Source organism: Janthinobacterium sp. Mn2066 (genome assembly GCF_049319705.1).
Taxonomy (GTDB): domain Bacteria; phylum Pseudomonadota; class Gammaproteobacteria; order Burkholderiales; family Burkholderiaceae_D; genus Janthinobacterium.
Genome location: NZ_JBMOUF010000004.1, coordinates 411,789 through 426,292, shown reverse-complemented (window position 1 = coordinate 426,292; position 14,504 = coordinate 411,789). Strand labels below are relative to the sequence as shown.

General features: G+C 59.0%; 13 protein-coding genes. 2 read left to right on the top strand and 11 right to left on the bottom strand.

What is annotated here, in order from left to right:
• Positions 1-121: 121 nt before the first annotated feature.
• The 9 genes from ACL9RI_RS10465 to ACL9RI_RS10425 form a co-directional block, all read right to left on the bottom strand.
• Positions 122-1,927, bottom strand: a complete 1,806-nt coding sequence (locus ACL9RI_RS10465; RefSeq protein ID WP_422726494.1) for a PhoH family protein — start codon at positions 1,925-1,927, stop codon at positions 122-124.
• A 311-nt stretch (positions 1,928-2,238) separates the two neighbouring features.
• Positions 2,239-2,709 (bottom strand): peroxiredoxin, encoded by a 471-nt coding sequence (locus ACL9RI_RS10460; RefSeq protein ID WP_183675895.1) that lies wholly within the window; start codon positions 2,707-2,709, stop codon positions 2,239-2,241.
• Between the two features lie 74 nt (positions 2,710-2,783).
• Complete coding sequence (locus ACL9RI_RS10455; RefSeq protein ID WP_422726493.1) at positions 2,784-3,743, bottom strand: xylanase; 960 nt, start codon at positions 3,741-3,743, stop codon at positions 2,784-2,786.
• Positions 3,743-4,795 carry a bifunctional UDP-4-keto-pentose/UDP-xylose synthase gene (locus tag ACL9RI_RS10450; RefSeq protein ID WP_422726492.1) on the bottom strand — a complete coding sequence of 351 codons (1,053 nt, stop codon included), beginning with the start codon at positions 4,793-4,795 and terminating at the stop codon, positions 3,743-3,745. Before ACL9RI_RS10450 ends, ACL9RI_RS10455 begins: the two co-directional genes overlap by 1 nt.
• A 21-nt stretch (positions 4,796-4,816) precedes the next feature.
• Complete coding sequence (locus ACL9RI_RS10445; RefSeq protein WP_422726491.1) at positions 4,817-5,725, bottom strand: formyltransferase; 909 nt, start codon at positions 5,723-5,725, stop codon at positions 4,817-4,819.
• Positions 5,725-6,720 carry a glycosyltransferase gene (locus ACL9RI_RS10440; RefSeq protein WP_422726490.1) on the bottom strand — a complete coding sequence of 332 codons (996 nt, stop codon included), beginning with the start codon at positions 6,718-6,720 and terminating at the stop codon, positions 5,725-5,727. Before ACL9RI_RS10440 ends, ACL9RI_RS10445 begins: the two co-directional genes overlap by 1 nt.
• Before the next feature lie 11 nt (positions 6,721-6,731).
• Positions 6,732-7,868 carry a DegT/DnrJ/EryC1/StrS family aminotransferase gene (locus tag ACL9RI_RS10435; RefSeq protein WP_422726489.1) on the bottom strand — a complete coding sequence of 379 codons (1,137 nt, stop codon included), beginning with the start codon at positions 7,866-7,868 and terminating at the stop codon, positions 6,732-6,734.
• Between the two features lie 218 nt (positions 7,869-8,086).
• Entirely contained in the window at positions 8,087-9,778 is a 1,692-nt protein-coding gene (locus ACL9RI_RS10430; RefSeq protein WP_422726488.1) for a glycosyltransferase family 39 protein, read from the bottom strand.
• Complete coding sequence (locus ACL9RI_RS10425; protein ID WP_422726487.1) at positions 9,775-10,167, bottom strand: Mth938-like domain-containing protein; 393 nt, start codon at positions 10,165-10,167, stop codon at positions 9,775-9,777. The genes ACL9RI_RS10430 and ACL9RI_RS10425 overlap by 4 nt, the downstream gene beginning before the upstream one ends.
• A gap of 420 nt (positions 10,168-10,587) precedes the next feature.
• Here ACL9RI_RS10425 and ACL9RI_RS10420 point away from each other — a divergent pair, with 420 nt between their 5' ends.
• Complete coding sequence (locus ACL9RI_RS10420) at positions 10,588-11,817, top strand: pyridoxal phosphate-dependent aminotransferase (RefSeq protein WP_422726486.1); 1,230 nt, start codon at positions 10,588-10,590, stop codon at positions 11,815-11,817.
• Positions 11,818-11,901: 84 nt separating this feature from the next.
• Complete coding sequence (locus ACL9RI_RS10415) at positions 11,902-13,224, top strand: homoserine dehydrogenase (RefSeq protein ID WP_422726485.1); 1,323 nt, start codon at positions 11,902-11,904, stop codon at positions 13,222-13,224.
• A gap of 64 nt (positions 13,225-13,288) precedes the next feature.
• On the opposite strand, the gene ACL9RI_RS10410 is transcribed toward ACL9RI_RS10415, so the two are convergent.
• Both ACL9RI_RS10410 and ACL9RI_RS10405 read right to left on the bottom strand, forming a co-directional pair.
• Positions 13,289-13,660 carry a ribonuclease E inhibitor RraB gene (locus tag ACL9RI_RS10410; protein ID WP_422726484.1) on the bottom strand — a complete coding sequence of 124 codons (372 nt, stop codon included), beginning with the start codon at positions 13,658-13,660 and terminating at the stop codon, positions 13,289-13,291.
• 86 nt (positions 13,661-13,746) lie between these two features.
• Positions 13,747-14,313 carry an outer membrane beta-barrel protein gene (locus ACL9RI_RS10405; protein WP_422726483.1) on the bottom strand — a complete coding sequence of 189 codons (567 nt, stop codon included), beginning with the start codon at positions 14,311-14,313 and terminating at the stop codon, positions 13,747-13,749.
• Between the last annotated feature and the right edge of the window lie 191 nt (positions 14,314-14,504).

The following is a 14,504-nucleotide window of genomic DNA, read 5'->3' as shown; positions in this document are numbered from 1 at the left end:
TCAAATTGGATTATATGAGTACTAAGTGTAGCACTGATTTTTTGGTAGAGATAAAAAAAGCCCTGCTGGCATCGCTGCCAGCAGGGCTTTTTGATTAGCGGCCGAGGCCGCTCTCCGTGTTTTACAGCACTTCGCTGGCGTGATCTGCCAGGCGCGAACGCTCGCCGCGGGCCAGGGTGACGTGGCCGCTGTGCGACCAGCCCTTGAAGCGGTCGACCACGTAAGTCAGGCCGCTCGAACCTTCCGTCAGGTACGGTGTATCGATCTGGGCGATGTTGCCCAGGCACAGGATTTTTGTACCGGGACCGGCGCGGGTGACCAAAGTCTTGACTTGTTTCGGCGTCAGGTTTTGCGCTTCATCGATGATCAGGAACTTGTTCACAAAGGTACGGCCGCGCATGAAGTTGAGCGACTTGATCTTGATGCGCGAACGGATCAGGTCTTGCGTTGCTGCCCGGCCCCATTCGCCGCCATCGGAGTCGGACTTGTTCAGCACTTCCAGGTTGTCGTCGAAGGCGCCCATCCATGGCGACATCTTTTCTTCTTCCGTACCCGGCAGGAAACCGATGTCTTCACCGACGGGCACCGTCACGCGGGTGACGATGATTTCGTTGTAGAGCTTGGTTTCCAGCACTTGCGCCAGGCCGGCGGCCAGGGCCAGCAGGGTCTTGCCGGTACCGGCCTGGCCCAGCAGGGTGACGAAGTCGCATTCCGGATTCATCAGCAGGTTCAGGGCGAAGTTCTGCTCGCGGTTGCGCGCCGTCACGCCCCACACATTGTTCTTCGTGTGGCTGAAGTCGCGCAGGGTTTGCAGCACGGCCGTCTTGCCGTTGATCTGTTTCACCTGGCCATAGAACGGCGCTTCGCCGTTTTTCGGTTCCAGGTAAATGAACTGGTTGACCAGCATCGACGGCACGAACGGGCCCGTCACGCGGTAGAAGGTGGAGCTGTAGCCGTTCTTGCTTTCTTGCCAGGATTCCATGTCCTTGCCGTGCTTGTTCCAGAAATCGTCCGGCAATTGCACGATGCCCGAATACAGCAAGTCCGTGTCTTCCAGCACATGGTCGTTGAAGTAATCTTCGGCCGGCAAGCCCAGCGCGCGCGCCTTGATGCGCATATTGATGTCTTTCGACACCAGCACCACCGGGCGGCCTTCCTGTTCCGCTTCCAGCGACCGCACGACGGCCAGGATCTGGTTATCAGCCTTGCCGACTGGCAAGCCTACTGGCAGGTCGGCGCTTTGCAAACGCGTCTGGAAGAACAAGCGGCCCTTGGCGTCCTTGTTGCCCAGCTTGGACAGCAAGATGCCTTGCTCGATGGCGTCATCGTCCGTATTGCTGATCAGCGCGTCCAGCGTGCGCGACACCTGGCGGGCGTTACGCGCGACTTCCGTCATGCCCTTCTTGTGGTTGTCCAGCTCTTCCAGGGTCATCATCGGCAGGTAGACATCGTGCTCCTCGAAGCGGAACAGCGACGATGGATCGTGCATCAGCACGTTGGTATCGAGCACGAACAGCTTGCTGATGCCGCGCTGGTCGGCGGCGCGGCTGGCCGACGATTTCAGTTGCACTTCGACGGCCTTGTGCTTGGCCGGATGCGGCTGCTCCGCCTGTTTCACGGACTTGATCGGGGTGACCTTGGCGCTCGGCGCCTTGGCCTTGGCGGCAGGTTTAATGACAGCTGGCGCAGCAGCAGGTGCTGCTGCGACTGGCGCCGGCTTGGCGACCATCAGGGCCGCCACTTGCTTGATCTTGGTGGCGGCATTGCGTACCGGCTTGGCCACTTCGGCCAGTGCCGCTTCAATCACGGGTGCTGCAACTTTCTTGGCAGCCGGGCTCTTGCCGGCCGGGCGCGTGGCGCCTGCGGTTGGGTAATCTTGTGTTGCCAGGATGGTGGCTGGCTTGCTAGGTATTTTTGGCAGTGGCATCAGGATCTCAATCAAAAAATTTCTGGAATGAATCGCCCATGGGCAGCCAGCTTCTGGCGGCGATTCTCATGGGGTCGATGCGATGAACAACAATGCTACAGGACGATATGACTGCCGACAGGCCGGCCAGGTGGCCGGGAAGGAGTGCCAGTTGCGGGCGGGAAGCCCGCCTGGCGGAGTGGGAAGAGGCGTTGCGCTGACTCAAGATTGCGATCTGTACAGTGAACTGGACGACGGGTTGAGTGACGTTTTTGCTGAAAGCCTGCAACGCATACGATCGGTGTTGCTCAGTTATATTACTTAGCTACCGATCAGTTCAGATGCGCTACGAATTCCAGCACTTCTTCTACGTGAGTGGCGACCTTCACGCCTCTCCATTCTTTCACCAATCGGCCCTCAGCGTCAATAATAAACGTACTGCGCTCGACGCCGCGTACCGTCTTGCCATACATCTGTTTCATCTTCATGACGTTGAACAGCAGGCAAACGGCTTCGTCCGGATCGGAAATCAGTTCGAACGGCAGTTCCAGCTTGGCCTTGAAATTCTCGTGCGAGCGCAGCGAATCGCGGCTGATGCCGTAGATTTCCGCGCCGGCGGCGAGAAATTGCGGATAGGCGTCGCGGAAGGCCATGTTCTCAGTCGTGCAACCTGGGGTGTTGTCTTTTGGATAGAAAAACAGCACCGTGGTCTTGGCTGGACGGCCCAGCAACTGAAAGGTTTTGCCGCTGGTCATGGCGGCGCTAAAGTCGGGTAGGCTTACGAGGGATTGGCTATCAGCCACAGGTTCTCTCCTGAACGGTGATCATCAGCGCTGTTTTTATCCTGGCAACGCATCCAGGTGGAACAATACAACATTCAGGCAGCTTTGCCCTGCACAATCAGGCGTCCCGAACGGCCTGGCAGTTCACCCCAGGTGACGGGGCAGACGGGCAATTCCGTATCTTTTACTTTTTCATAATAATCGCCCATGGAGGAGAATTCATAGCCCTGGGCTTTCCAGCCCGTCAGCAACTGCTCGAAAATGGGGGCGAGTTTCTGTCCTTCAAGTTCTGCATGCAAGGTATACACGTGATCGCGGCGATTTTCTGCCGTCAGCGCCAGGATATGCTCGGCGACATTGCCCGTTGTGAGCAGCTTGCCATCGATTTCACAGCCGAGCAGTTCATCGAGGGTGGGCAGGGTGGTGGGCAATTGCACGCATTTCAGCAAGGTATTGCCATTGCGCACACGGTGCGGGCCATTGCCCGGATACACCATCGCGCCGCGCTCGTCGAGAATGGCACGGCCATCGGAGGCATAGTGGTAGCCTGCCGCGTCGTGTTCGACGAAGGCGCTGACATTCATTTGCCAGCCGGCCGCGCCATGCGTGTGCGGCTTGGCGCCAAACACTTGCTGGTAGCGGCTGGCGGCCTTGCGCATCATGCCCACGGTCCAGGCAGCGTTGCGCTTGGCAACGTTGTCCTGCCACAAGGTGTGGTCCCAGGTGTGGATGCCGCATTCGAAGCCGGCATCGCGCACGGCGCGCAGTTCTTGCACACATTGCTTGCCGATATCGGGACCGGGAAGCAATGTGCCGTACATCAATGTTTTCAAGCCATAGTGCTCGACCACCGAAGTGCGCGAGACCTTGCTGAAAAAGCCAGGTCTCAGCGCGCGCCGCAAGGCCCATCCCGTATGGTCGGGGCCCAGCGAAAACAAAAAGGTGGCGCGGGCCTGGTGCGCGGCCAGCATGCGCACCAGGTTGCCCATACCTTCACGCGTGCCGCGGTAGGTATCGACGTCGATTTTCAGGGTCAGTAACGGCTTGCTCAACATTAATCCATCAGGGCTTTGGCTTGGGCTACCTGGCTGCGGTAGGCGTCGAAAATGTTGCGCAGCGAATCGGCCATGGTGGTGGTTGGCGCCCAGCCCAGGTCTTCGCAGGTATTGGTGATTTTCGGCACGCGGTTTTGCACGTCCTGGTAACCGGCGCCATAGTAGGCGCCCGAAGTCGTTTCCACGATTTTCACGTGTTTCGCGCCTTCGGCGTATTCCGGGTATTCGGCAGCCAGGGTCAGCATCATGCCGGCCAGGTCGCGGATCGAATAGTTGTTGGTCGGATTGCCGATGTTGTAGATCTTGCCGCTGGCCACGCCATTTTTGTTGGCGATGATGCGGATCAGGGCATCGATACCGTCATCGATGTAGGTGAACGCGCGTTTTTGCGCGCCGCCATCGACCAGCGAGATGTTTTCGCCGCGCACGATATGGCCAAAGAATTGCGTTACCACGCGGGACGAGCCTTCTTTTGGCGTGTGGATCGAGTCCAGGCCGGCGCCGATCCAGTTGAATGGACGGAACAAGGTGAAGTTCAGGCCTTCCATGCCGTAACCCCAGATCACGCGGTCCATCAGTTGCTTGGCGTTCGAGTAGATCCAGCGCGGTTTGTTGATTGGGCCGCAGATCAGTTCCGAGTTTTCCGGATCGAACTCTTCGTCGTGGCACATGCCATACACTTCCGAGGTCGACGGGAACACCAGGTGCTTGCCGTATTTGGCGGCCGAACGCACGATCGGCAGGTTCGCCTCGAAGTCCAGTTCGAATACGCGCAGCGGTTGCTTGACGTAGGTCGATGGCGTGGCGATCGCCACCAGCGGCAGGATCACGTCGCATTTCTTGACGTGGTATTCGACCCATTCCTTGTTGATCGTGATGTCGCCTTCAAAGAAGTGCATGCGCGATTTGTAGGCATCGTTGTCCAGCAGTTCCGCAATGCGGTCGGTGCTCATGTCCATGCCATAGACATGCCAGTCCGTGGTTTCCAGGATGCGTTTGGACAAGTGGTGGCCGATGAAGCCGTTGACGCCTAAGATGAGGACTTTTTTCATATGAGATTCTTTCGGTAATGTTCAGTGTGCGCTGACGGGGGCGGCCAGGCGGCTTTGCAGTTGTGCAGCGGAAACCGGTACGTCGCCAGCCGTCAATGCAGAAATGGCAAGCATGTGGCCATCTCCGCAAACGCCAAAGATGCAATTATCCACTACTGCCAAGCCCGGTGGCAAACTTCCCGCGGGACGCCGGCTCAAACGGGCCTTTTCGATGATGTAAACGACATGATTTACTTCGGTAAAGGCGCCCGGATACGGCGGCGCTACGGCGCGGTGCAGGTTATACACTTGTTGCGCGGGCAGGGTCCAGTCGATGCGGCCGTCTTCCGGCTTGCGTCCGCCGAAGTAGCCGCCCTGGCGCAAATCGTTCAGCTGGCGCGGCGCCGTGCCGTCCAGCAAGGCGGGCAGCACGCCCCACAGGGTTTGCTCGGCCGCTACGGTGACCTTGCCAAACACTTCGAAGGCGGTGTCGTCGGGCAGGATCGGCACGGCCGTTTGCGCCACGATGGCGCCTGCGTCCGGCTTGACCGTCATTTCATGCAAGGTAGCGCCGGTTTCCGTGGCGCCATGCAGCACGGCCCAGTTGACGGGCGCGCGGCCACGGAACTGCGGCAGCAGCGAGCCGTGCATATTATAGGCGGGAGCGACTTCCAGTATGCTAGCCGGCAACATGTTGCGGTAGTAAAAGCTGAACATCAGGTCCGGTTGCGCCTGCTGTACCTGGGCCAGCAATTCGGGCGAGCGGGCGTCGGCCGGCGTGATGTAGGGGATGCCTTCGGCCTGGCACAGGCTGACGACCGACTCGAACCACAGGTTTTCCGTGGGGCTGTCTTCATGCGTGACGACCAGGGCGATATCGACGCCGCCGGCCAGCAGCACCTTGATGCAGCGCACGCCCACGTTGTGGTAGCCAAAAACGACGGCGCGCATCAGCGGCTCACCTGGCGTTTGTCCAGCTGCACATGGGGCTGTGCTTCCGATTCGGCTTGCGCCATGCCGTCCTGCAAGATGGTCTGCACCACGTAGCGGGGCCGCGCGCGCACTTGCTGGAAGATGCGGCCCACGTATTCGCCCACCAGGCCGATGCCGAACAGAATCACGCCCATGAAGAAGAAGGCGATCGCAAACAGGGTGAATACGCCTTCGGCTTCCGCGCCCAGCAGGAAGCGGCGGATCAGCAGGAATACCACCAGCATGGCCGAGCCCAGCGACAGCGCCATGCCCAGCATGGAAAAGATTTGCAGCGGCACCAGCGAAAAACCCGTCACCAGGTCGAAATTGAGGCGGATCAGGCTATACAGCGAATATTTCGATTCGCCGGCCGAGCGTTCCTCGTGCTCGACCGTGATTTCCGTCGGCTTGCGGGCGAAGGTGTAAGCCAGCGCCGGCACGAAGGTATTGACTTCGGCGCACTGGTTGACCAGGTCGATCACATTGCGGCCATACGCGCGCAGCATATTGCCCTGGTCGGTGATCTTGATATTGGTGATTTTTTCGCGCAGGCGGTTCATCATTTTCGAGGCCAGCGTACGCCAGGCCGAATCCTGGCGCTTGCGGCGGATCGAACCCACGTAGTCGTAGCCTTCGCGCATCTTCGCCACCAGGTTGCCGATTTCCTCGGGCGGGTTTTGCAGGTCGGCGTCGAGGGTGATCATGATCTGGCCGCGCGAGGCTTCAAAGCCGGCCAGGATGGCCATGTGCTGGCCATAATTGCCGTTGAACAGCACCACCCGCGTCACATCGGGACGCTGGCGGAACTGTTCGGCCAGGATGGAGACCGAATTGTCGCGGCTGCCATCGTTGATGAAGATGATTTCATAGCTGGTCTGCAGGGCGTCGAGGGCCGGATACAGGCGCGCGAACAGGGCGGCCAGGCCATCCTGTTCGTTGTAGATTGGAATGATAATAGACAGTTCTGGTTTCATCGGCACGCTGCTCACTTGATGAGGATGGATTTGACGGTGGCGACGGCGCGTTCCACGTCCTGCTTGCTCATGGCGTAGAACATCGGCAAGGTCACGGTCAGGTAGCCGAGTTTTTCGGAGACGGGGAACATGCCTTCCGTAAAGCCGCGTTCGCGGTACATGCTAAACAGGTGGATAGGCGAATAATGGTAGCCGGTGCCCACGTTTTGTTCCGCCATTTTTTGCATGAAGGTCGCGCGCGTGCCGGGGCCGTTGTCCGGCAGGATGATCTGGAACAAATGCCAGTTGCTGTTTTCAAAGTCGGCCACCGGCAGCTGCGCGCCGCTGAGGGCCTCGAAATCGCTGCCGAACTGTGCAAAATAATGGCGTGCCAGGCTGCGGCGGTGGGCCGTGATCGCCTCGATATTGGCGAACTGGCCCAGGCCGATGGCGGCCATGATGTCGCTCATATTGTATTTGCCACCCAGCACATCGACATCGATGCCATCGACGCCGCTGCGGGTCACGCCCTGCAGCCGGTACTTTTCGGCCAGCCGCGCTTCTTCCAGGTTGTTCAGCACCAGCGCGCCGCCTTCACCGGTGGTGATGTTTTTGTTGGCCTGGAAGCTGAAGGACACGAAGTCGCCAAACGAGCCGATGCGCTTGCCCTTCCACTCGGAACCAAATGCTTGCGCGGCGTCTTCCACCACGCGCAGCTTGTATTTGTCGGCAATCGCGTACAGGCGGTCCATATCGACTGGCAAGCCCGACAGGTAGACGGGGATGATGGCTTTTGTGCGTGGCGTGATGGCCGCTTCCAGCTTGTCGAGGTCGATATTGCGCGTGACCGGGTCGATATCGGCAAACACGGGCGTGGCGCCCACTTCGATGATGACGTTGGCGGTGGCGACCCACGAAATGGGCGTGGTGATGACTTCATCTCCCGGGCCTATGCCGGCGATACGCAGCGCGATTTCCATGGTGCAGGTGCCGGAATTGAAGGTGCGCACGGGGCGGCCGCCAAAATACTCGGACAGTTGCGCTTCGAAGGCTTGCACTTTTGGCCCGCTGGTGATCCAGCCGGAACGCAGCACCTCGCCGACGGCGGCAATGGTGGCTTCATCGATGGTGGGTTTTGAAAATGGCAAAAAGGGCAGGGCAGAGGTCATGGGGCACTCGTCTTGTTCTTGGGTTTTATGGTGTAGGCCGTATTGTTATTGTTTTGATGGTTATGGTTGCCAGCGTGATCCGTGTCCGCTGGCAGGCAACGCTATTTTATAGCTTTATTCGGGGTGGTGGCGCGGCAGTTTCCGTGGCGCCCGGGCGTGAAAGCCAAACATCCGGGACGCATTCGCCCCGGATCAGTCTGCGCAAGTCGAAGACTTTTCTATTTGCTAACAACGATATTGTTGGCAATCACCATGCGGCGTGCATCTTGCGCCACCAGGCGCATCGGTACGCCTTGCTGTTGCAGCTGCTTGTACTGGTCGTGGCTGATGATGGCCACGTCGCGCACGCCGCTGGCCGCATCGCGCGTCCATTGTTCGACAAATTGCTCCACTTTCGGCAACGACAGCTCCGGTTGCTGTTCCAGTCCAAACGTGAATTCATCCCAGTAATCGACCAGGATCACGGGACGCTGCAAATAATACGTCAGCGACTGTTCATAGATGCCCACCGAATAGACCTTGGTGTCGGCACTGAGCTCCGCCTGGATCTGCGGCAGCAAATCCGTGCCGGCACGGTTTTGGCCGTACAGCTCGGAACCGGCCAGGATGCAGTGGGTGGCCAGGAAACCGGCGCCGGCAATCGTCAGCACCGTCATGTCGCGGCGCAACTGGCGTGCATGCAGCAGGGCCAGGGCGCCGCCGGCCAGGGCAAAGAAGCCGGCCGCCATCACCCACGGCTGATAGCCTTTCAGTGCAGCCAGTTCCAGCGGATCGCGTGCGCTGGCGTGCTGGAAGGCGAACGGCACGATCACCAGCACGGCCAGGCCCAGCACGGTCAGCAGGCCGGCGGCCAGCATGCGCTGGCGGCGCGAGGCCGATTCCAGGTACAGCGCGATCAGCAGGGCCAGTGCGGGGAAGACGGGCACGATGTAGCCGGGCAGCTTGGAGGTCGAATAGCTGAAGAAGAAGAAAATGAAGACGGCCCAGATCAGCACCATCAAGCGGGGCTGGAAGGCGCCGTCCTGGCGCTTGAAAGCGGCGGCGATACTTTGCGGCAGCACGCCTATCCAGGGCAGGATGCCGGGAATCAGCAGTACCAGGAAGTAATACCACGCGCCTTCGCGCTGGTGGCCTTTTTTCAGGAAGCGTTCCAGGTGTTCGTGGATGAAGAAGAAATGCGGCTGCTCGGGATTGCGCAGGCCGACCAGCACGAACCATGGCGTGGCGATGGCGAAAAACACGATGAAGCCTTTGACCAGGTGCAAGCGGGTCCAGATGCGCCAGTCGCGCGAAAACGCCGTGTACAGCACCAGCACGGCGCCGGGCAGCACGATGCCGATCAAGCCCTTGGCCAGCACGGCCAGCGCCATGCCGGCCCAGCAGGCCAGCATCCAGTTGCGTTGCTCGGCTGCCGTGGCGCCATCGCGCTGGGCGATCAGCAGGCTGGCCAGCACGATGGTCATCATGCCCGACAAGCTCATGTCCAGCGAATTGATCTGGCCGGACGCCAGCCAGAACAGGCTCGACGCCAGCACCAGGCCTGCATACAGGCCCACGCGCGGACCGAACACTTTTTTGCCGGCCAGCGCCGTCATGCAGACACCAATGATGCCGCACAAACCGGTCCACAAACGGGCCTGCCACTCGCCCAGGCCAAAGGTGGCGAAGGTCAGCGCATTCATCCAGGTTTGCAGCGGCGGTTTCTCAAAGTACTTGATGCCATTCAGGCGGGTGGTAATCCAGTCGCCGCTGGCCAGCATCTCACGCGCCATTTCGGCGTAGCGGCCTTCATCGGGCGGCACCAGCGTGCGGATGCCCAGTGCATACAGCGTGACGACGATAAAAATGCCCAGCAGGGACCACATCAGCACGCGCGAGGTGTGCAATTCATTGATATTGAATTTCTTCATGCTGCGTTACCCTTGCCATTCGACAGGATCAGTGCCAGGGTGACCTTGCGGCCTTCGCCCATCAGGATGTTATACGTGCGGCAGGCAGCCTGGCTATCCATGCATTCGACGCCGATGCGGCGCATGGTCAGTGCGGCGGTCAGCTTCGGATGGACGAAGCGCTGGCGCTCGCCAGTGCCCAAAATCACCACGTCGGGTTCGTCGGCCAGGATTTGCGCGAAATGCGCTTCGGTCAATGCTTCAAAACTGCCCACCTCCCAGGCCCGTGGTTCTACCTCTGGCATGACGATCAGGCTATAGTTATACGGCTGGGCATTGATCTCAACGCCGTTTTCATCGTAGCCGGTGACGGTCTGGTATTGTTGGGTGGTGCTGGCATGAAGTTTCATGGCGTTTGGGCTGTTCTGGACGGTTAATCGGGACGCTTGCCGTACTGTGGCGAAGGGGCGTAAGCATGCCATAAATGCTTGAAAAGAGCGAATGGCAGGGGAATCTTTTCTAAATGCAACATAATCGGGCAGATGCAAGCACAGGCAGCGCCATGGTAGCGTGAGCAGGCGCCGCTAAAGTGAAGAAACGGTGAAGGCGGCGTCGCCGATGCCTTGCCTGCGCGGCAGGCAGGTTTGGCAGATTTAGCGCCAAATGCCGTCATTCGCCATGTTTAATTTGATAAAATGGCCTGCTTTCGGCGAGAATGCCTGTTTGGTGTTGCAACCTTCGCCATTGCAGTCTCATGGATTCATAGTTCTGGTGCACATGCCACGCTGCAAGCGTTGGCAGGCTGCGCCGTATCACGACAGGGATTTATTTTGCGACCGATTCAGAAATCGAATAAATTGGCGGATGTCTGCTATGACATCCGCGGCCCGGTCCTGGAAAAATCCAGGCAAATGGAAGAAGAAGGCCACAAGATCACCAAGCTCAATATCGGCAACCTGGCCGTGTTCGGCTTCGATCCGCCCGACGAGATCGTGCGCGACATGATGCTGAACCTGCAGAACGCGGCCGGCTATACCGATTCCAAGGGCATGTTCGCGCCGCGCAAGGCCGTCATGCACTATACCCAGAGCAAGAATATCGCCGGCGTGACCATCGACGATATCTATCTGGGCAATGGTGCCTCGGAACTGATCGTGATGTCGATGAACGCGCTGCTCAACAGCGGCGACGAAGTGCTGGTGCCCGCGCCCGACTACCCGCTGTGGACGGCCGCTGTCAGCCTGTCCGGCGGCAATCCCGTGCATTATGTATGCGATGAGCAGAACGAGTGGTATCCCGATATCGACGACATGCGCCGCAAGATCACGCCGCAGACGCGCGCCATCGTCGTCATCAACCCGAACAATCCGACCGGCGCCCTGTACCCGGTGGAATTGCTGCTGCAGATCGTCGAACTGGCGCGCCAGCACCAGCTGATCATCTTTGCCGACGAAATCTACGACAAGGTGCTGTACGACGAAGCCGAGCACGTGTCGATCGCCTCGCTGGCCGACGATGTGCTGTTCATTACCCTGAATGGCCTGTCGAAGAATTACCGCTCCTGCGGCTACCGTGCCGGCTGGATGGTGGTGTCGGGCGAAAAGCGCCACGCCAGGGATTACATCGAAGGCTTGAACATGCTGGCCTCGATGCGCCTGTGCGCCAATGCACCGGGCCAGTTCGCGATCCAGACCGCGCTGGGCGGCTACCAGAGCATCAACGACCTGGTGGGACCTGGCGGGCGCTTGCTGAAGCAGCGCGACCTGGCGCACAAGCTGCTGACCGATATTCCTGGCGTGACCTGCGTCAAGCCGAAAGCGGCGCTGTACATGTTCCCGCGCCTCGATCCGGTGATTTATCCGATCGCCGACGACCAGCAGTTTGCCTATGAATTGCTGGCCGAGGCCAAGGTGCTGATTGTGCAGGGCACGGGTTTCAACTGGATCGCGCAAGACCATTTCCGCATCGTCTTCCTGCCCAATTCCGATGACCTGACCGAGGCCATGGGACGCATCGCGCGCTTCCTCGAAGGCTATCGCAAGCGTCACAGCCGGGGCTGAGCCGGTAGCAGCACACTCGATCAACCTGGCGCGTAGCCGGCATTCAATTGCCCAGGCGCGTCACTTATGAGCTTTTAGTAGATTATGAAATCCATCAAAATCGGCCTGCTGGGCCTGGGGAATGTCGGTTACGGCACGTTCAGCGTCCTGCGCCGCAATCAGGAAGAAATCAAGCGCCGCGCCGGCCGCGGCATCGAAGTGGTCGCCGTCGCCGTGCGCGACGTAGCGAAAGCCGAAGCGCTGGTGGCCGGCGCCTGCAAGGTGGTCAATGATCCGGCCCTGATCGTCAACGATCCCGAAATCGATATCGTGGTTGAACTGATCGGCGGCTACGACCTGTCGCGCACCCTGGTGCTGCAGGCGATCGCCAACGGCAAGCACGTGGTGACGGCCAACAAGGCCCTGCTGGCCGTGCATGGCAACGAAATCTTTGCGGCCGCCCAGGACAAGGGCGTGATGGTGGCGTTCGAAGCGGCGGTGGCCGGCGGCATCCCCATCATCAAGGCGCTGCGCGAAGGCTTGACGGCCAACCGCATCGAATGGATCGCCGGCATCATCAACGGCACCACCAATTTCATCCTGTCCGAGATGCGCGACAAGGGCCTCGATTTCGCCACCGTGCTGAAACAGGCGCAGGAACTGGGCTATGCAGAAGCCGATCCCACTTTCGACATCGAAGGCGTGGACGCGGCGCACAAGGCCACCATCATGTCGGCCATCGCCTTCGGCATCCCGGTGCAGTTCGACAAAGCCTATGTGGAAGGCATCAGCAACCTCAATGCGGTCGATATCCGCTATGCCGAACAACTGGGCTACCGCATCAAGCTGCTGGGCATCACCAAGCGCGCCACCGTCAATGGCGTGGAAGGCATCGAGCTGCGCGTGCATCCGACCCTGATCCCGGCCAAGCGTTTGATCGCCAACGTGGAAGGCGCCATGAACGCGGTGCTGGTGCATGGCGACGCCGTCGGCGCCAGCCTGTATTCGGGCCGTGGCGCGGGCGCCGAGCCGACGGCTTCGTCGGTGATTGCCGACTTGGTCGACATCACCCGCCTGGCCACGGCCGACCCGGAACACCGCGTGCCGCACCTGGCCTTCCAGCCGAACGCGATGACCGATATCGCGATTCTGCCGATGTCGGAAATCACTACCAGCTACTACCTGCGCATGCATGTGGCCGACCAGCCGGGCGTGCTGGCCGACCTGACGCGCATCCTGGCCGATGGCGGCATCTCGATCGACGCCATGCTGCAAAAAGAGCCGGCCGAAGACGAGACGCAAACGGACATCATCATGCTGACGCACCAGACGCAGGAAAAGCACGTCACGGCGGCGATTGCCAAGATGGAAGCCCTGAGCAGCGTGGTCGGCACGGTGACCAAGATCCGCCTGGAAAACCTGAGCTGATTCTTGTTTATTCCATGCAAAACGGCGCCATCGGCGCCGTTTTTACATCCACTGCAAGGTGGTCTTACTTGAACTGCGGTACGTCCTGTTGCTGGCCGATCGGGCCCACATCCATGCCGTCATAGCTGGCCAGCTGGTGTTCCTGTGCGAATTGCATCAGTTCGCCATTGCGCGCATGCAGGCTGTCAACGCCATGCACTTCTTCCTTCTCCACGTGCAGTACCCACACCGGCGGGGCGGCAGCATCTTCCAGCTCGGGCTGGTACAACTCCACCGGGCGGTAGCCCTGCATGGCCAGCAGGGCAGCCGCCTGCTCCAGCGATTCCGGCGTGGGGTTGGTGAAGTAATAACCCCACAGCAGCGGCTGGGTCAAATCCCAGGGGGCATTTTCCCGGATATTGTCAAACAGTTCGCCGACTTCTTCTTTTGTCATCATGGCAGTGCGCCCTCATTCAAATCTCAGGGCGGGATAGTAGCATCATCGACTGGCGAGCTTCAAAATCAATTCATGCCATGCAGGAATTAGAATTTGTAGCGCAGGCCCGCCGACATCGTATGCGCCTTGATTGTGGCGCCGCCATCGATCTTGAACGTTTTGCCGAAATTTTCATATTCAGCAATCGCAGCCAGGTTCTTGCTGATGGCGTAGTTCAGGCCAAAACCGATCACCACCGATGTTTTTTTCTGCTTATCGGAAAGGCCATCCATATCATTGCTTTTGACTTTAGTCTGATTGCGGCTTGCACCGAGCTTGCCGAACAGGGAAAACTGCGTATTCAGGGGCAGGCTGGCGGTTGCTGCTGCATAAAATGCGGTGCTGTCGACTTTTACATTATCGGTATATTCATTCACTTTCATGGAACCGAAATCGGCATAACCGGCTTGCACGCCAAAGTTGGTATTGAAATCGTAACCGGCATAAATCTTGTAGCTGGTTTTGTTTTGTTCACTCTTGGATTCAGGGGCGCTCACCGATAATTCGCTGCGCCCCAGGCTGCCGCCGATGTAAATATTTTCTGCTTGTGCCTGGGCCAGCATGGGCAATGCCAGTGCGGCGACAGTGATGGCTGCAAATAATTGTTTTTTCATTTTTTCTCCTGTGCGTAATTAAGGTAGCGGCAATAAGCGTTGCTTAATGGAGGCCAGATTTTATAACTTGTCTTTTATTTCCTTAAGGAAATTATTTAAAAATAATGAAAAATAAATCACACGTTGTTTTACGGCAACATTTTGGGCAATATGCGCTGGTGACGGGAAAAAGTCTGCATTGCGGCCTCATT